This window comes from Streptomyces sp. NPDC060035, from assembly GCF_042736635.1.
Classification (GTDB): Bacteria; Actinomycetota; Actinomycetes; order Streptomycetales; family Streptomycetaceae; genus Streptomyces.
Window position 1 is genome coordinate 220581 of record NZ_JBHWVO010000005.1, and the last position, 17013, is coordinate 237593.

The window sequence follows — 17013 nt, forward strand, 5'->3', positions numbered from 1 at the left end:
GCTCCTCCTCTTTCCCCCCCACCTCGCCCTTCGTGTGGGGGCCGCCGGGGGGGGGGGGGGCGGCGCCCCCCGCCCCCCCCCCACGGCCGATCGTCCGGAAGGAGGGACGTCGATGAGCACGAAGGACTTCGTCGAGAAGGACTACTACAAGGTCCTCGGCGTCCCCAAGGACGCCACCGACGCCGAGGTCAAGAAGGCGTACCGGAAGCTCGCCCGCGAGTTCCACCCGGACGCCAACAAGGGCGACGCGAAGGCGGAGGAGCGCTTCAAGGAGATCTCCGAGGCGAACGACATCCTCGGTGACCCCAAGAAGCGCAAGGAGTACGACGAGGCGCGCGCCCTCTTCGGCAACGGAGGCTTCCGGGCGGGTCCCGGCGGTGCGGGCGGCAACTTCAACTTCGACCTGGGCGACCTCTTCGGGGGCGCACCGGGCGGTGGCCAGGGCGGCGGTGCCGGCGGGTTCGGCGGTGGCGGCGGCCTGGGCGACGTCTTCGGCGGACTGTTCAACCGGGGCGGTGCGGGCACCCGCGTGCAGCCGCGCCGGGGCCAGGACATCGAGTCCGAGGTGACGCTCAGCTTCACCGAGGCGGTCGACGGGGCCACGGTCCCGCTGCGGATGTCCAGCCAGGCGCCCTGCAAGGCATGCTCGGGCACCGGCGACAGGAACGGCACCCCGAGGGTCTGCCCGACCTGTGTCGGCACCGGTCAGGTGTCACGCGGCAGCGGCGGCGGTTTCTCGCTCACCGATCCCTGTGTGGACTGCAAGGGCCGGGGCCTCATCGCCCAGGACCCCTGCGAGGTCTGCAAGGGCAGCGGCCGGGCGAAGTCCGCCCGCACCATGCAGGTGCGGATCCCGGCGGGCGTGCTGGACGGCCAGCGGATCCGTCTGCGCGGCAAGGGCAGCCCGGGCGAGCGCGGCGGTCCGGCCGGCGACCTGTACGTCGTCGTCCACGTCGACGCCCACCCGGTCTTCGGCCGCAAGGGTGACAACCTCACCGTCACGGTGCCCGTCACCTTCGCGGAGGCAGCACTCGGTGGCGAGGTGAAGGTCCCCACGCTCGGCGGACCTCCGGTCACCCTGAAACTCCCGCCCGGAACACCCAACGGGCGTACGATGCGGGCCCGCGGCAAGGGCGCCGTGCGCAAGGACGGCACCCGTGGCGACCTCCTGGTCACCGTCGAGGTGTCCGTGCCCAAGGACCTCGGCGCAGAGGCGCAGGAAGCGCTGGAGGCCTACCGGAAGGCGACCGCGGGGGAGGACCCGCGGGCGGAGCTGTTCCAGGCTGCGAAGGGAGCTTGAGATGGACGGCCGTCGACGCAATCCGTACCAGCTGACCGATGAATCACCGGTGTACGTGATCTCGATCGCGGCCCAGCTCTCGGGCCTGCATCCGCAGACGCTGCGCCAGTACGACCGCCTCGGCCTGGTCTCGCCGGACCGCACGGCCGGACGCGGCCGGCGCTACTCGGCCCGCGACATCGAGCTGCTGCGCACGGTGCAGCAGCTGTCGCAGGACGAGGGCATCAACCTGGCGGGCATCAAGCGCATCATCGAGCTGGAGAACCAGGTCGCAGCGCTCCAGCAGCGCGTCGCCGAGCTCTCGGCGGCGGTGGACGGCGCGGCCGTGGCCATGCAGCAGCGCGAGGCCCAGGTGCATGCCTCGTACCGGCGTGACCTGGTGCCGTACCAGGATGTGCAGCAGACCAGTGCGCTGGTCGTCTGGCGGCCCAAGAGGCCGAAGGACTGAAATTGGCTGCAGAGGCCCGCCCTTCGGAGTTCATGACCCGGGGGCGGGCCTCTGCGCTGTCCCGGTGCCGGCCTCCGCGATGCCGGACCGGACGATGAGCGCCCCGAGGTGGGTCCGGCTGGTGGCGTCGAGCGTCTGCATGAGTTTGGAGATGTGGGAGCGGCAGGTGCGGACGCTGATGCCCAGCTTGCGGGCCACCACGTCGTCGACGTGGCCCTCGGCCAGCAGCCGGGCGACGCTCTGCTGGACGGCGGTGACGGGGGTGCCGGGGACGGTCGCCGGCAGCTGCTGGGCGAGGGGGGTGGCCTGCGCCCAGAGGACCTCGTAGACCTGGGTGAGGTAGGCGACGAGGGCAGGATGGCGGATTTCCAGGGCGGTCTCCCGCGTGGGAGTGGCAGGGATGTAGGCCACGGCGCGGTCGAAGATGATGAGCCGGTCGACGGTCTGCTCGACGGTCCGCACCTGGAGGCGGTCGGACGGTATCTCCGCCAGATAGTCCTTGAGCCCGGGGCTGTAGCGTGCCGGGTGCTGGTAGAGATGCCGGAGACGGGCTCCTGAGGCGATCGCGGAACGGGCGTTCTCCAGCCCCTGCCGCATGTTGTGCGCGAGCCGGTTGCCTCCTGGCTGCACCGTCAGGACCTCCTCCTTGGCATGGGTGGAAGCCTCCCGGAGCACGGAAATAATCAGCGACCGGCCTTCGAGCACGGTGATCGCGTGGTTGGGGTCTTCATCGGCGACGGCCATCAGCGGCGCCAGGGCCCCGGACAGCGCGGCGGTCAGCCGTATCCGCTCGTCTATCTCCCTGGTGATGGGCTGCAGCAGGTGGGCCAGAGCGGCGGACGGCGGGACCGGTCGAAGCCACGCGTCGTCGCCCGGGTCGGGCTGGACGAGGCCCATCTCCAGCAGGCACGGGGCGGAGTCCAGGTCGGCGCGGGGGAGGCGTCCCGCGTGCAGCGCCTCCTCGTACAGCCGTATCGCCGGGTCGCACAGCTCTCGATTCCCATGGGAATGGGTCGGTTTTGCCTTTTCCGCGTCGATTTGGGTCCCTCATTTTTTTGCACTGCAACAAGATGACGGTGGCGGAAGCCTAACTCTGGGGGAATCGTGGTCGTGCCGGAGGAGCGAGCGACTCCTCCGGGGCACTCGGGGTGTGGTCGGGATCCTCCCCCGGCGCGGCCGCACCCGCCGGACGAATCGAGGTCACTCCTGATCCAGGATCCCTGACTGCGCGATCAGATAGCCGAGTTGGGCGCGACTGTTGCTGCCGAGAGCGGCGTTCAGTTTGGCCACATGTGCGCGGCAGGTGCGGACATTCATGCCGAGACGACGGGCAATTGAGTCGTCGACGTGTCCCTCGACGAGGAGTTGGGCTATCGAATGCTGAACTCCGCTGATGCCGAGGGATGTCGGGTTGTACTTGACTTCCTCCAGCAGAGGAGCTGCTCGGGTCCAGAGTTGTTCGAAGACTTTGACGAGGTACTCGATCAGCCCCGTATGCCGCAGTTCCAGAGCGACTTGACGGTCGTTCGTGGCGGGGATGAATGCGACCGTGCGGTCGAAGATGATCAGGCGCTCTATGAGTTCCTCGAGCGTGCGGATTTCCACGTTCTCGTCCGCGATGCGTTCGGCGTACGCCAGTGTGCTGGGGCTGTGCCGCACGGTGTGCTGGTAGAGCGTGCGGATACGTACGCCGCGGTCCACGACGGACAGGCCCCGCTCCAGGGCCTCGATGAGGCGGTCTTCGCTCCGGCCGCCCCCCGGCTGGACGGTCAGGACTTCGGTCCGGCACTCGGCCGTGGCGAGGTCCAGCGCCGCGTTGATCCGGTGGGCGCCTTCGAGGACGGTGATGGCGTGGGTGGTCGGCGGGTCCTGGGCGCTGATGTCCATGTAGGGCTCGAAGGACTCCGTGAGCAGGACGGAGCGACGACGGCGTTCCAGGATCTCGCGTTCGAGCGGGTGCAGGTGCTTGGCCAGCGCGGCGGACGGGGGCACGGGGCGGAGCCAGTCCGCGTCGTCGGGGTCGGGGTGCAGCAGGGCGAAGTCGATCAGGCACGGAGCGGACGCCACCTCGGTGCGGGCGATGCGCCCGGAGCGCAAAGCGCTGGCGTACAAGCGCCCTCCCTCTTCGCATAGTTCGGTGATCCCGTGAGGATGTGTCGGCTTTGTGTAGCTTGTGGTCATATCTCCACCCCCCAGGTTCCTGAACATGCAGGAACATGATGCATCGACTCAGTGGTGTTCGAGTGCCTGGGTGAGACATCGTCTTAAGTGCGGGGGAGAAGAAACCACAAGTGAGGACGAAGCCGACTATGTATAAGCGAATGCTTCGCTCGGCGCTTGCCGCCTCGTTCGTTGCAGCCTTGGGCATTGGACTGGCGGGCGGAGGCGACATCGCATGGGGCGGGGAGGCTGCCGCAGCACCGGGTGACATTGCCTGGAGCGTCGAGGCCGCGCCGGCTCCGGGTGACATCGCCTGGGGTGTTCCGGCTGCGTCCGCACCGGGTGACATCGCCTGGAGCGTCGAGGCCGCGCCGGCTCCGGGTGACATCGCCTGGGGTGTTCCGGCCGCGCCTGCGCCCGGTGACATCGCCTGGTCCGCTCCGACCCTTACCGGCGCATGACCACCCCTCCGGACGACCGCACGTTCCGACGTGAAATGGCCACGGCCTACCGGTCAGGGTGGCACTTCATCGATCTGCTCACGGCGCTCACCGGCCGTGGCGATTCGTTGATGGTCACCCTGTTCGGAGAGCCGATCGTCGTGGTGATGGAAACGGACGACGACGTCCGCGCCTATCGCTGTCTTCGCCGGCCGCGCGGAGCGCCGCAGCCGGTTCGCTGTGCCGTGAGGTACGGCATGATTTTCGTCAATCTCGATCAGCGGGACCACGAGCTGTTCGAACAAGAAGCCATCTCCGCCACCCCCCGCAGTGCCTGAACGATTCCCCCGTCGTTCCATGTCGTTCAGGCGCTTCCCCCACACAACGGCGCCATCGTGACCTGAACACGATGGCGCCGTTGTGCTGTCCGGGTGGATTTCTCAGCCCCTGCCGAGCGCCCGGTCCACGGCGATCTCGATGACGACCCTGTCGGGGTTGTGCGCCGGGGTGCGCTCGTACCGCTCCGCGTAGCGGCGTACCGCGTCCTCCACCTGCCCGGGCTCCGTACGGACCGCCGCGAGGCCTTCCAGGGTCGCCCAGCGGCGTCCCTGCATCTGGCAGACCGCGACCCGTGCGCCCTGCGGGCCGGCCGCCAGGATGTGGGCGACCTTCCGGCTGTTCTTGTTGGTGATGACACGTGCCAGTCGCGTCTGCGGGTCGTACGTCACGCCGACCGGCACCACGTGCGGGGTGCCGTCCGGGCGGAGCGTCGTCAGGGTGCACACATGGCGCTCCCGCCAGAAGGCCAGGTAATCGGGTCCGGGGTTGCGTACATCAGGCATGGGGTCAGCCTAGAGAGACGGGCCCCGACGCTCGCACCCGGTCAAGCTTGAGTGGAATAGACTCAACTTTGTACCCGTTATTCGAGTCAAACTTCCGTGAAGCCGAGAAACACCCGTACCAGGGAGGAGACAGCGCCCGTGGACGCCGAGCTGACCAACAGGAGCCGGGACGCCCTCAACGCGGCCACCAGCAGGGCCGTCAAGGAGGGGCACCCCGACCTCACCCCCGGGCATCTGCTGCTTGCACTGCTCGCGGGCGAGGACAACGCGAACATCACCGACCTGCTGGCCGCGGCCGACGCCGACCAGGTGGCCGTGCGTGCCGAGACGGAACAGCTCCTCGGCGCACAGCCCAGCGTCACCGGATCCACCGTCGCCCCGCCGCAGCCCAACCGTGAGCTGCTCGCCGTCATCTCCGACGCCGCACAGCGGGCGAAGGAACTCGGTGACGACTACCTTTCCACCGAGCACCTGCTGATCGGTATCGCCGCCGAGGGCGGCCGCGCCGGTGAGATCCTCACTCGGCAGGGAGCCAGTGCGAAGAAGCTGCTGGACGCATTCGAGAAGAGCAGGGGAGGGCGCCGGGTGACCACACCCGACCCGGAGGGCCAGTACAAGGCCCTGGAGAAGTTCGGCACCGACTTCACGGCCGCCGCGCGCGAGGGCAAGCTCGACCCCGTCATCGGACGTGACCAGGAGATCCGCCGCGTCGTCCAGGTCCTGTCCCGCCGTACGAAGAACAACCCCGTGCTCATCGGGGAGCCGGGCGTCGGCAAGACCGCCGTCGTCGAAGGGCTTGCCCAGCGGATCGTCAAGGGGGACGTCCCCGAATCGCTGAAGAACAAGCGGCTCGTCTCCCTCGACCTCGGCGCGATGGTCGCGGGTGCCAAGTACCGCGGCGAGTTCGAGGAGCGCCTCAAGACCGTCCTCTCCGAGATCAAGGAGAGCGACGGCCAGATCGTCACGTTCATCGACGAGCTGCACACCGTCGTCGGCGCGGGCGCCGGCGGCGACTCCGCGATGGACGCGGGCAACATGCTCAAGCCGATGCTCGCCCGCGGTGAGCTCCGTATGGTCGGTGCCACCACGCTGGACGAGTACCGCGAGCGTATCGAGAAGGACCCCGCGCTGGAGCGCCGCTTCCAGCAGGTCCTGGTGGCCGAGCCGTCCGTCGAGGACACGATCGCGATCCTGCGTGGCCTCAAGGGCAGGTACGAGGCGCACCACAAGGTCCAGATCGCGGACTCCTCGCTGGTGGCAGCCGCGACTCTCTCCGACCGCTACATCACCTCCCGCTTCCTTCCGGACAAGGCCATCGACCTGGTCGACGAGGCCGCCTCCCGCCTCCGCATGGAGATCGACTCCTCTCCCCTGGAGATCGACGAGCTCCAGCGAGCCGTCGACCGCCTGCACATGGAGGAGCTCGCCCTCAAGAACGAGACCGACGCAGGCTCCAAGCAGCGCCTGGACAAGCTCCGCCGCGACCTCGCCGACAAGGAGGAGGAGCTGCGCGGCCTGACCGCCCGCTGGGAGAAGGAGAAGCAGGGCCTCAACCGCGTCGGCGAGCTGAAGGAGCGCCTGGACGAACTGCGCGGCCAGGCCGAACGCGCCCAGCGCGACGGCGACTTCGACACCGCGTCCAAGCTGCTGTACGGGGAGATCCCCGGCCTGGAGCGCGAGCTGGCCGAAGCGGCGGAGGCCGAGCAGGAGGCCTCCAAGGACACCATGGTCAAGGAGGAGGTCGGACCGGACGACATCGCCGACGTCGTCGGGGCGTGGACGGGCATTCCGGCCGGACGCCTCCTGGAGGGCGAGACCCAGAAGCTCCTGCGCATGGAGGACGAGCTCGGCCGTCGGCTCATCGGCCAGACCGAGGCCGTGCGCTCCGTGTCGGACGCGGTACGCCGCACCCGCGCCGGGATCGCCGACCCCGACCGTCCCACCGGCTCGTTCCTCTTCCTCGGCCCGACCGGGGTCGGCAAGACCGAGCTGGCCAAGGCGCTCGCGGACTTCCTGTTCGACGACGAGCGGGCCATGATCCGCATCGACATGAGCGAGTACGGCGAGAAGCACAGCGTCGCCCGGCTCGTCGGCGCCCCGCCCGGCTATGTCGGCTACGAGGAGGGCGGCCAGCTCACCGAGGCCGTCCGCCGCCGCCCGTACAGCGTCGTCCTGCTCGACGAGGTGGAGAAGGCCCACCCCGAGGTCTTCGACATCCTGCTGCAGGTGCTCGACGACGGCCGGCTCACCGACGGGCAGGGAAGGACGGTGGACTTCCGTAACACCATCCTGATCCTCACGTCGAACCTCGGCAGCCAGTTCCTGGTCGACCCCCTGACCAAGCCGGACGTGAAGAAGCAGCAGGTCATGGATGTCGTACGGGCATCCTTCAAGCCGGAGTTCCTCAACCGGCTCGACGACCTGGTGGTCTTCTCCGCCCTGTCCGGGGACGAGCTCGCCCACATCGCGGGCCTCCAGGTCGGCCGCCTCGCGGGCCGGCTGGCCGACCGCCGGATCACCCTCGACGTGACCCCGGACGCCCTGGCCTGGCTGGCCGTGGAGGGCAACGACCCGGCCTACGGTGCCCGGCCGCTTCGCCGGCTGATCCAGACGGCGATCGGTGACCGGCTCGCGAAGGAGATCCTCGCGGGCGAGGTCAAGGACGGCGACACCGTGCGGGTGGACCGGGCCGGGGACGGTCTGGTCGTGAGGTCCGTGACCTCGGAGAAGGTCAGGTAGACCACGTGTCGTGTCCCCGGCCCGAGGACCCTGCGTCCCGGCCGGGGACACGTTTGTGTGCAGCATCGTTTGCATTGATGTGTGCATCCGACACCCTTGATTGTTGAAGCGCCCTGGTGGCGGGCTGGAGAAGTAAGTCGAGCCGCGCTGCGCAGCCGCCCGCCAAATTGAGCCGAAAATGTCCATTCCGTGGCCGAATGGCAGGCGCAGTGCGCTGCCCCCGGGTGTTCTCCGGGCGAGGCCGGCGCATATCCGTATCCCGATCACACTCCGGTCAACGGCCAGGCAACCAAGCGGTTTCCGCTCAATACCAGGACACTCCGGACCACCTTTCGTGATCTGTCGGAGGGGGCATATGCGGAATTTGGAAGCCGGTAAGGTACGCGCATGACGGAGCGCATACCTGATGAGATAAGCACGGAGCCGAAGGATTGCAAAAGTGACAACCTAATTCGCCTCAGCGAATTTCGCACTCTTTGGGCGGCTTATGCTCAGTCGGTCCTGGGCGACCAGCTGGCGCGTGTGGCGCTGTCGCTGCTGGTCTTCGAACGTACCGAGTCGGCCGGCTGGACCGCGGCGACGTATGCCCTGACGACCTTGCCCGCCCTGCTGTCCGGGGTGCTGCTGTCCGGCCTGGCGGATCGCTTTCCCCGGCGGACGGTCATGGTCGGATGCGACCTGGTGCGCGCCGTTCTGGTCGGGCTGATGGCCCTCCCGGGGACGCCGTTGCCCCTGCTGGCGGCGCTGCTGGTGCTGGCGCAGCTGGCCGAGGCGCCCTTCGGCGCCGCGCAGGGCGCTCTGCTGCCGACCGTGCTCGGCGAGCGGAGGTACGAGCGTGGCCAGCGGGTCATGCTGATCACCCACCAGACCGGGCAGCTGGTCGGCTTCGCCGGTGGCGGTGTGCTCGTGGTGTGGCTGGGCAGCCACACCTCCCTGGGGCTGAACGCGGCATCGTTCCTGGTCTCGGCGACCCTGATCAGGTTCGGTGTGAAGGCACGGCCGATCGCGAGCGACGACGGGCGGCAGAAGAGGCTGCGCACCCAGGTCGGGAGCGCGGCGGCACTGATCTGGGCGGACCCCCGGCTGCGGGCGCTGGTCGGCCTGGGATGGCTGGCGGGATTCATCGTGCTGCCGGAGGGACTGGCCGCTCCGTTCGCGGACGAGGCCGGCGGGGGCGGCGCCTCCGTGGGGCTCCTGCTCGCGGCGCACCCGGCGGGAATGGTGCTGGGGGCGGCCCTGCTCGGGCGGGCGGGCGTCGGGGACGATTGGCGCCGACGTCTGCTCGGGCCGCTGGCGATCGGCGCGAATCTGCCGCTGCTCGTGTACTGGGCGGGCCCCGGTGTCGGGGTGGCCGTCCTGCTGCTGATGGCATCGGGAGTGTGCTCCGCCTACCAGATCACCGCCGGAGCCACCTTCGTCCTGCTCACCCCGGCCGGCCAGCGCGGCCAGGTACTGGGGCTCGCCAGGTCGGGGCTGACCGCCATGCAGGGGATCGGCGTCGCGGCCGGCGGTCTGGCGGCGGAGCTGTCCGGATCGTGCTCGGACACGATCGGAGGGGCGGGACTTCTGGGAACGCTGTGCGCGATTCTGGTCGCGGTTGCCTGGTCGCGGGCTCGTGGGAGCGGCGCGGGGACGATTCCCCTGAGGGCGTAGGACTACTGGCCGCCGATCGCGGTTAGGGTCGATGGCAGGAAACCACGAGCGATCCACAGGAGTACCCAGCGATGTCTATCGACCCGTCCTCGATTCCCAACTTCGGGGGCCAGCCCGAGCCGCAGGCGGCAGGACCCGAGGGGCCCGTTGTCCCTGACCAGGACCTCGTCAAGCAGCTTCTCGAGCAGATGGAGCTGAAGTACGTCGTCGATGACGAGGGTGACCTCGCAGCGCCGTGGGAAGAGTTCCGCACGTACTTCATGTTCCGCGGCGAGGATGAGCAGCAGGTCTTCTCGGTCCGTACGTTCTACGACCGCCCCCACGCCGTCGACCAGCGCGCCGTCCTCCTCGACGCTATCGACGACTGGAACCGCCGCACCCTGTGGCCCAAGGTCTACACGCATGCCCACGAGGGCGAGGAGGGCGCTGCCGCCTCCGTCCGGCTGATCGGTGAGGCGCAGATGCTCATCGGCACCGGCGTCAGCCTGGAGCACTTCGTCTCCTCGACGGTCAGCTGGGTGCGGGCCTCGATCGAGTTCGACAAGTGGCTCGTGGAGCGCCTGGGCCTGGAGTCCGCCGAGGAGAAGTCCGAGGGCGAGGAGTCCCCGGAGGCCTGATCCGGCGCCGGAGCGACAGCCCGGCCGGGGGCGGCGGTCATCGCGACCGCGCCGCCGGGCCGGGCTTCTTCCTGTCCGGGCGGGGCTTCTTCCCGTCCGGGCGGTCTCAGCTCGGACCGATGCTCTTCAGGCGGGTGACCGCTTCGGCGAGTACGTCCGTACGCTTGCAGAAGGCGAAGCGTACGAAGGGTGCGCCCTGCTCGCGGTGGTCGTAGAACACCGCGTTCGGGATGGCGACGACCCCGCACCGCTCCGGCAGCGCCCGGCAGAAGGCGAGGCCGTCCCGTTCACCGCCGAGCGGCCGGATGTCGGTGGTGACGAAGTATGTTCCGGCAGGCTTGTAGACCTCGAAGCCGGCCTCGGCGAGGCCGTTGCTCAGCAGGTCGCGCTTGGCGCGCAGGTCCGCGCGCAGTGCGTCGAAGTAGCTGTCGGGCAGGCGCAGTGCCTCGGCGACCGCGTACTGGAGGGGCCCGCCCGACACGTACGTCAGGAACTGCTTGGCGGAGCGGACCGCGGTGACCAGGGCGGGGTTCGCCGTGATCCAGCCGACCTTCCAGCCGGTGAACGAAAATGTCTTTCCCGCACTGCTGATGGAGACCGTGCGCTCGCGCATGCCGGGGAAGGAGGCGAGCGGGATGTGCTCGCCCTCGAAGACCAGGTGCTCGTAGACCTCGTCCGTGACGACGAGGAGGTCGCGCTCGCACGCGAGCTCGGCGACGGCGGCCAGCTCTTCGCGCGTCAGGACGGTGCCGGTCGGGTTGTGCGGGGTGTTGAGCAGGATCAGACGGGTGCGCGGGGTGACGGCGGCGCGCAGCTCGTCCAGGTCGAGCCGGTAGGCACCCTCGTGGGGGTGAAGGGTGACGGGGACGCGGGTGCCGCCCGCCATGGCGATGCAGGCGGCGTACGAGTCGTAGTAGGGCTCCAGCGCGATGACCTCGTCGCCGGGCTCCAGCAGGGCCAGCAGGGCGGCGGCGATGGCCTCGGTGGCGCCCGTCGTGACCAGGACCTCGGTGTCGGGGTCGTACGCCAGTCCGTAGCGCCGTTGCTGGTGCTCCGCGATCGCAGTGCGCAGCTCGGGCACGCCGGGGCCCGGTGGGTACTGGTTGCCGTGGCCGGCGCGCAGCGCCCGCACCGCGGCCTCGCGGATCTCCTCGGGGCCGTCGGTGTCGGGGAAGCCCTGGCCGAGATTGATCGATCCGGTCCGTGCGGCCAGTGCAGACATCTCCGCGAAGATCGTCGTGCCGAACTCGGCGAGGCGGCGGTTGAGCAGCGGTCGTCCCTGTGTCATGGCGCCATCCTGTGCCGAAGCTCTGGAGTTGCTCAAGTCTGCTTTGGCCGCGGCAGGGCGAGGGAATCCCCCTGTCACGTGAGAAGCGGGGGACCTCGCTTCGGGGGACAGAAGGATGTGAGGTCGGTGGAGCTTTTCATCTTCATCGTGGTCGTCCTGGTGGTCATGGGCGGTGCGGTCGCGCTCCTGGCAAGGGCGGCCGGCAGGAAGAAGGTGCCGGCGGGGCGCGGCCGGCGCCGGTACTCGTCCGCCTCCGGCGGAGGCGGGGCCGGGGCTTCCGGCTGGTGGGGCGGCGGGGACAGCGGGGGCGGTCACTCGTGCGGAGGCGGTCACTCGTGCGGCGGTGGCAGCAGCAGTTCGTCCTGCGGTGGCGGGGGAGGATGCGGCGGGGGGAGCTGACCCGGGTGTGCCGACCGGGAAGCGGGCGCCGCGTCCGTGAGGTGTCCGGTGGGTGAACTCCCGCCGGGCACCTTTTCGTTGGGGTTCTTCGGGAACAGGTGAACCGTGCTGCCCCCGAGGGGATGGAAACCACGTCAAGTTGGGTAAAAACGCTGTGAGTACGGCGTACTTCATGATTCCCTCGCTGTGAAGGGAACATTCAGCCATCGGACCCCATTCGGGTCGATTCGGCGTTCCCCTTCCCCCACGTGCGATGCACCGGGGGCGCCTCCTGTCCGTGTGTCCATGCGTGATTTGCGGAGCCGACCCATGCTCACGACCCTCCAGACCGCCTATTCCGATACTCGTGCCGCCGATCTGGCCTGGGCGCTGGGGCGGGAGCCGCTGCCGGCCCTCGCCGTCCTCGACCTCCAACTCCCGTGCGCCAAGCTGCAGATGAGACTGCTCGGTGCCTCGCACCAGGTCCTCCTGGAAGAGGAGCGCGGTACCTGTTCCGAGACCGTTGCCTGCATTCCGGGCAGCAGCACGCCCCTGCCGCTCGGCGTCGCCAAGCGCATGGGCGAGTGGGAGTACGAGTTCGCTGCGCGCGTCGAGACTCTCTCCGAGGGCTCGTTCGCGGGGCGCGCGCAGGAGCTGCTCGCGCTGGTGACCGATCATCCGCACGGCCTTGCGGGGACGTTTCCCGGCAGCCCGTATGCCTTCACGGCGATGCTGGCGCAGTTCTCGGAGGGTCAGGTGCGGTGGCGGACCTGGCACGCGTATCCGCAGGAGGGGCAACTGGTGGTGACCCGGACCCGGGTGGGTGTGCGGATGCCGACGCCGGTTCTGTGAACGGGCGAGGGTCCGGCCGGGGCGGTGCGGGGCGCGTTCAACGCGCCTCCGGCGTGCCTCACTTGCACCCTTGTGGGTGACAGGTGGCGACGAATTCGTAACGTAGCGTTCGCCTCATGATCGACCAGCAGGTGTCGCTGCGAGGGGGCGCGGCGCGACTTCCCGTACGGCCGAGGACCGGCCGCTTCCTCGTGCTGACCGCGGTCTTCATCTGCGCCGCATGCGGTCTGGTGTACGAGCTCGAACTGGTTGCACTGGCCTCCTACTTGATCGGTGACTCGGTTACCCAGGCCTCCGTCGTGCTGTCCGTGATGGTGTTCGCGATGGGGATCGGGTCGCTTCTCGCGAAACGTTTATGCAACCGCGCCGCGGTCGGATTCGGACTGATCGAAGCCGCTCTCGCGCTGGTCGGCGGCTCATCGGCCCTGGTGCTGTACGCGTCATTCGCCTGGCTCGGCGAGTCGCGCTACGCGCTGGTGGGGTTCTCGCTCGCGATCGGGATCCTCATCGGCGCGGAGATCCCGCTGCTGATGACGCTGATCCAGCGGGTCGACCGGCAGGACGCGGGCGGCGCCGTCGCCGATCTCTTCGCCGCCGACTATGTGGGCGCGCTGGTCGGCGGGCTCGCGTTTCCGTTCCTGCTGCTGCCGATGATGGGGCAGCTCACCGGTGCGCTGTTCACCGGTGCGGTCAACGCGGCGGCGGGCGGGGCGCTGGTGCTGTGGGTGTTCCGGCGGGATCTCGGCACCCGCGCGCGCTGGCTGCTGATCGTCGTCAACGCCGTGGTGATCATCCTGCTGGCCACGGCCACGGTCCTGGTCGACGACTTCGAGAGGGCGGCGCGGCGCGCGGTGTACGGGGACGAGGTGCGGGTCGCCGTGCAGACCGAGGTGCAGGAGGTCGTCCTCACCGGCCCGGGGCGGGGCTCGCTCGACCTCTATCTGGACGGCCGGCTGAGGGTCAGCTCGCGCGACGAGTACCGCTACCACGAGGCGCTGGTGCACCCGGTGATGAGGGGCCGGCACGATCGGGTGCTGATCCTCGGCGGGGGCGACGGGCTGGCCGCCCGCGAGGTGCTGCGCTATCCGGATGTCGAGTCCGTCGTGGTGGTCGAGCTCGATCCGGCCGTCACCCGGTTGGCCCGCACGGACCCTGCGCTTTCCGGGCTGAACGGGCACGCATACCGGGATCCGAGGCTGACGGCGGCCGACGGGGACGCGTTCAACTGGCTGCGTGCCACGGGTGGCCGTTACGACGTGGTGATCTCGGATCTGCCCGACCCGGGGATCACGGCCAGTACGAAGCTCTACTCGGCGGAGTTCTACGGTCTGGTCGCGGAAGTCCTGGCCCCGGCCGGCCGGCTGGTGGTGCACGCGGGGCCACTGGGCAGCAGGCCGGAGACGTTCTGGACGGTGGAGGCGTCGATGAGGGCCGGGGGCCTGGCGACCCTCCCGTACCGCATCGAGGGCAGACTCAACGGTTTCGCCGCGGGCCCGGACCGGGCCACGGGCGAGTCGAAGGCGCCGCACGACTGGGGGTTCGTGCTGGCCGCTCCGCACGCGTTGGGCCCGCTCGGCCTCGACCCGCGGGTGCCGACGCTGCGGTCCCTGGGGGAACGGGAGCTGCGGGCCGCCGAGCGCTCTGCGGAGCGTGTACGGCTGAGGGGTGCCCTGCCGTCGACGCTGGTGCATCCGCGCTACTGGGAGGAACCGTGAGCAGGGCGGGGCGGTGTGGACCTCACGGTGTACGGGGTGTGGAAGCGCTGACGGGACGGCCCCGGCTGAGTAGGCTCGGTCGGTATGGAGCATGAGGTGTTCGTTCCGGTTCCGGTCGCGTCCCTTCGTCGGACGCTGGGTGATCCCGCCCGTGTGGCGCGCTGCGTCCCCGGCCTCCAGCAGGACGCCGACGTGGCGGCGGGTCCCCTGACCGGCCGGCTGAAGATCCGGATCGACGGCCACACGATCACCTACCGGGGGTCGCTGACGCTCACCGACCGGGGTGGCGACACCTTCTCGGTGACCGGGCAGGGCGTGGAGGCCCGGGGTACGGGCTCGGCGGAGCTGTCCCTGACGGTCGGCCTCACGGAGACGGACGGCGGCACGACGGTCGCATTCGTCGGGTCGGCGAGCGGCGAGGGCCGCATCGTGGAACTGGACGAGGCAGCGGCGCTCACCGCGGCGTACCGGCTGCTGGACCGCTTCACGCAGCAGCTGGTGACGGAGTCCCTGGCAGCACGGGATGCGCAGGAGACCGCTCCCGGGGCTGCTCCGGAGTCCGGTGCCGGCTCCGGTGCGACCGGACAGTCCGCCGGCTCCGCTCCGGAGGAGGCTGCTGCCGCCGACTCCGCTCGGGACGAGCCTGCCGCCGACTCCGCCGACTCCGCCGACTCCGCCGCCTCCGCCGCGGACGACGCGTCGCCGTCCGATCCGGCGCAGCCCGATCCGTCGTCCTCCGAGCCGTCCTCCTCCGCCGACGCCCCCGACAAGGGCTCGGTGTTCGATGCCCCCGTGCCCCCGCCCTCGCTCGACCCGGCCGCGGAGCTGGAGTTCACCGTGCCCGACGGCCCGCCGGCCGAGGCCGCGCACGCCCGGCGCACCATGATCGGCCGGAGCACGGAAGAGGTCGACCACGCCCCGCCACGCGGCCGGTACGCCCCGGTGCCCTCGCCGGACGACACGGCCGTCGGCGCCACACTTCGCTGGGTCGCTCCCGCGGCCGCCCTCGCGATCGCCTCGGCCGTGGTCGTGGGCCGGGCGCTGCGGCGCCGACGGTAACGGCCGTCCCGGTCCGCGCACCGTCGGACGCGCCGCATCCGACGCCGTGCGCCGATCCGCAGGGGACGCCGGGGACGGCGGGACAGCCCCTGGTCGCGCCAGTAGTGTCGTGGGGTGAGCAGAGATGCGAAGAACGTCCGGCTGACCGCCGGCGACGCCGAGTTGACCGTTGACCCCGTCCATGGCTGCCGCATCCGCAGCCTGCGGATCGGTGGCACCGAACTGCTGCGCCAGGGAGAGCGGTACGGCTGCTTCCCGATGGTGCCGTGGTGCGGCCGCACCGAGAACGGCCTGTTCCGCAACGGCGGCGAGCTGCACCGACTGCCACTGAACCCCCCGCCGCACGCCATCCACGGCACAGGCCGCGACACTGCCTGGCAGCCCGCCCGGCAGGACGAAGCGGAGGCGGCTTTCTTCTACGACCTGGCCGACCCATGGCCGTACGAGGGCCGGGTGACGCAGTCCTTCGAGCTGACCGAGGACGCGCTGACGCTCCGCCTCGGCATCGAGACGTACGGGAACTCCTTCCCGGCGCAGGCCGGCTGGCACCCCTGGTTCCTCCGCAACACCGGCGGCCAGGATGTGCGGATCGACTTCGACGCCGCCTGGCAGGAGGAGCGCGGCGACAACCATCTGCCGACCGGCCGCCGGATCGATCCCCTGCCCGGCCCGTGGGACGACTGCTTCGGGATGCCCGAGGGCGTGGATGTGAAGCTCACCTGGCCCGAGCAGCTGGAGCTGACGGTGAAGAGCCGGGACGAGTGGGTGGTGATCTACGACCAACAGCCCGAAGCGGTGTGCGTGGAGCCGCAGTCGGGCCCGCCGAACGGGCTGAACACCGCGCCCCGGCTGGTCACCCCGATCGAGCCGCTCGAGATCGCGACGACCTGGAACTGGGTACGGCTCTGAGAGGTGGCGGCAGCGCGGCTGCTGCAGCGCTTACCCTCGTGGGCATGACTGACGTACGCGCTGAGCTGCTCCAGCAGATCAAGGACAAGGCCGTGGTGCACGGCAAAGTGACCCTCTCCTCGGGTCTGGAAGCCGACTGGTACATCGACCTGCGCCGGATCACGCTGGACGGCAAGGCCGCACCGCTGGTCGGCCAGGTGATGCTCGATGCCACCGCCGAGCTGGACTACGACTGCGTCGGCGGTCTGACGCTGGGCGCCGACCCGGTCGCCACCTCGATGCTGCACGCCTCCGCGGCGCGCGGGAAGAGGCTCGACGCGTTCGTCGTCCGGAAGGCGCAGAAGGCGCACGGGATGCAGCGCAGGATCGAGGGCACGGACGTCAAGGGCCGCCGCTGCCTCGTGGTCGAGGACACCTCGACCACCGGTGGTTCCCCGCTGACCGCGGTCGAGGCGGTGCGCGAGGCCGGCGGTGAGGTCGTCGCCGTTGCCGTGATCGTGGAGCGGGGCGCCGCTCCGGCGATCGCCGAGGCCGGTCTGCCGTACGTCAACGCCTATGGCGTGGCGGACCTCGACCTGGCCTGACCTGCACCTTTCCTGAAGGGCGGCCGGGT

At 70.0% G+C, this 17013-nt stretch carries 16 protein-coding genes; 12 read left to right on the forward strand and 4 right to left on the reverse strand.

Annotation, left to right across the window (positions count from 1 at the left end; genetic code table 11):
• Nucleotides 1–112: 112 nt before the first annotated feature.
• Together dnaJ and ACFWBQ_RS10215 are read left to right on the forward strand one after the other, a co-directional pair.
• On the forward strand, nucleotides 113–1300 hold the full coding sequence (gene dnaJ / locus ACFWBQ_RS10210) for a molecular chaperone DnaJ (RefSeq protein ID WP_385486146.1): 1188 nt from the start codon (nucleotides 113–115) through the stop codon (nucleotides 1298–1300).
• A gap of 1 nt (nucleotide 1301) precedes the next feature.
• On the forward strand, nucleotides 1302–1748 hold the full coding sequence (locus ACFWBQ_RS10215) for a heat shock protein transcriptional repressor HspR (RefSeq protein WP_014155378.1): 447 nt from the start codon (nucleotides 1302–1304) through the stop codon (nucleotides 1746–1748).
• 30 nt (nucleotides 1749–1778) lie between these two features.
• On the opposite strand, the gene ACFWBQ_RS10220 is transcribed toward ACFWBQ_RS10215, so the two are convergent.
• On the reverse strand, nucleotides 1779–2645 hold the full coding sequence (locus tag ACFWBQ_RS10220; protein WP_385486148.1) for a LuxR C-terminal-related transcriptional regulator: 867 nt from the start codon (nucleotides 2643–2645) through the stop codon (nucleotides 1779–1781).
• Nucleotides 2646–2948: 303 nt separating this feature from the next.
• Nucleotides 2949–3929: a helix-turn-helix transcriptional regulator gene (locus ACFWBQ_RS10225; RefSeq protein ID WP_385486150.1), complete on the reverse strand. Its 981-nt coding sequence runs from the start codon at nucleotides 3927–3929 to the stop codon at nucleotides 2949–2951.
• Between the two features lie 179 nt (nucleotides 3930–4108).
• Here ACFWBQ_RS10225 and ACFWBQ_RS10230 point away from each other — a divergent pair, with 179 nt between their 5' ends.
• Together ACFWBQ_RS10230 and ACFWBQ_RS10235 are read left to right on the forward strand one after the other, a co-directional pair.
• Nucleotides 4109–4369 (forward strand): 5'-nucleotidase, encoded by a 261-nt coding sequence (locus tag ACFWBQ_RS10230; protein ID WP_385486152.1) that lies wholly within the window; start codon nucleotides 4109–4111, stop codon nucleotides 4367–4369.
• The gene (locus ACFWBQ_RS10235) at nucleotides 4366–4686 is read left to right on the forward strand and encodes a (2Fe-2S)-binding protein (protein ID WP_329209504.1); all 321 of its coding nucleotides are present in this window, start codon (nucleotides 4366–4368) and stop codon (nucleotides 4684–4686) included. The genes ACFWBQ_RS10230 and ACFWBQ_RS10235 overlap by 4 nt, the downstream gene beginning before the upstream one ends.
• Nucleotides 4687–4788: 102 nt before the next feature.
• On the opposite strand, the gene ACFWBQ_RS10240 is transcribed toward ACFWBQ_RS10235, so the two are convergent.
• The gene (locus ACFWBQ_RS10240; RefSeq protein ID WP_385486154.1) at nucleotides 4789–5190 is read right to left on the reverse strand and encodes a pyridoxamine 5'-phosphate oxidase family protein; all 402 of its coding nucleotides are present in this window, start codon (nucleotides 5188–5190) and stop codon (nucleotides 4789–4791) included.
• Nucleotides 5191–5328: 138 nt separating this feature from the next.
• Here ACFWBQ_RS10240 and clpB point away from each other — a divergent pair, with 138 nt between their 5' ends.
• The 3 genes from clpB to ACFWBQ_RS10255 all read left to right on the forward strand — a co-directional run bounded on the left by clpB (nucleotide 5329) and on the right by ACFWBQ_RS10255 (nucleotide 10199).
• Nucleotides 5329–7929: an ATP-dependent chaperone ClpB gene (clpB, locus tag ACFWBQ_RS10245; protein WP_385486156.1), complete on the forward strand. Its 2601-nt coding sequence runs from the start codon at nucleotides 5329–5331 to the stop codon at nucleotides 7927–7929.
• Between the two features lie 387 nt (nucleotides 7930–8316).
• Complete coding sequence (locus ACFWBQ_RS10250) at nucleotides 8317–9582, forward strand: MFS transporter (protein WP_385486158.1); 1266 nt, start codon at nucleotides 8317–8319, stop codon at nucleotides 9580–9582.
• Between the two features lie 71 nt (nucleotides 9583–9653).
• A complete protein-coding gene (locus tag ACFWBQ_RS10255; protein WP_385486160.1) occupies nucleotides 9654–10199 on the forward strand; it encodes a YbjN domain-containing protein in 546 nt (181 codons plus the stop codon).
• A gap of 106 nt (nucleotides 10200–10305) precedes the next feature.
• On the opposite strand, the gene ACFWBQ_RS10260 is transcribed toward ACFWBQ_RS10255, so the two are convergent.
• Nucleotides 10306–11487 carry a pyridoxal phosphate-dependent aminotransferase gene (locus tag ACFWBQ_RS10260; protein WP_385486162.1) on the reverse strand — a complete coding sequence of 394 codons (1182 nt, stop codon included), beginning with the start codon at nucleotides 11485–11487 and terminating at the stop codon, nucleotides 10306–10308.
• Nucleotides 11488–12195: 708 nt separating this feature from the next.
• Here ACFWBQ_RS10260 and ACFWBQ_RS10265 point away from each other — a divergent pair.
• The 5 genes from ACFWBQ_RS10265 to pyrE all read left to right on the forward strand — a co-directional run bounded on the left by ACFWBQ_RS10265 (nucleotide 12196) and on the right by pyrE (nucleotide 16984).
• Entirely contained in the window at nucleotides 12196–12717 is a 522-nt protein-coding gene (locus ACFWBQ_RS10265; protein ID WP_385486164.1) for a DUF2617 family protein, read from the forward strand.
• Between the two features lie 116 nt (nucleotides 12718–12833).
• A complete protein-coding gene (locus ACFWBQ_RS10270) occupies nucleotides 12834–14432 on the forward strand; it encodes a polyamine aminopropyltransferase (RefSeq protein ID WP_385486166.1) in 1599 nt (532 codons plus the stop codon).
• A gap of 84 nt (nucleotides 14433–14516) precedes the next feature.
• Nucleotides 14517–15491, forward strand: a complete 975-nt coding sequence (locus ACFWBQ_RS10275; protein WP_385486168.1) for an SRPBCC domain-containing protein — start codon at nucleotides 14517–14519, stop codon at nucleotides 15489–15491.
• Between the two features lie 114 nt (nucleotides 15492–15605).
• Nucleotides 15606–16400, forward strand: coding sequence for an aldose 1-epimerase (locus tag ACFWBQ_RS10280; RefSeq protein ID WP_385486170.1), 795 nt, complete (start codon nucleotides 15606–15608; stop codon nucleotides 16398–16400).
• A gap of 44 nt (nucleotides 16401–16444) precedes the next feature.
• On the forward strand, nucleotides 16445–16984 hold the full coding sequence (gene pyrE, locus ACFWBQ_RS10285) for an orotate phosphoribosyltransferase (protein WP_385486172.1): 540 nt from the start codon (nucleotides 16445–16447) through the stop codon (nucleotides 16982–16984).
• The last annotated feature ends 29 nt before the right edge of the window (nucleotides 16985–17013 follow it).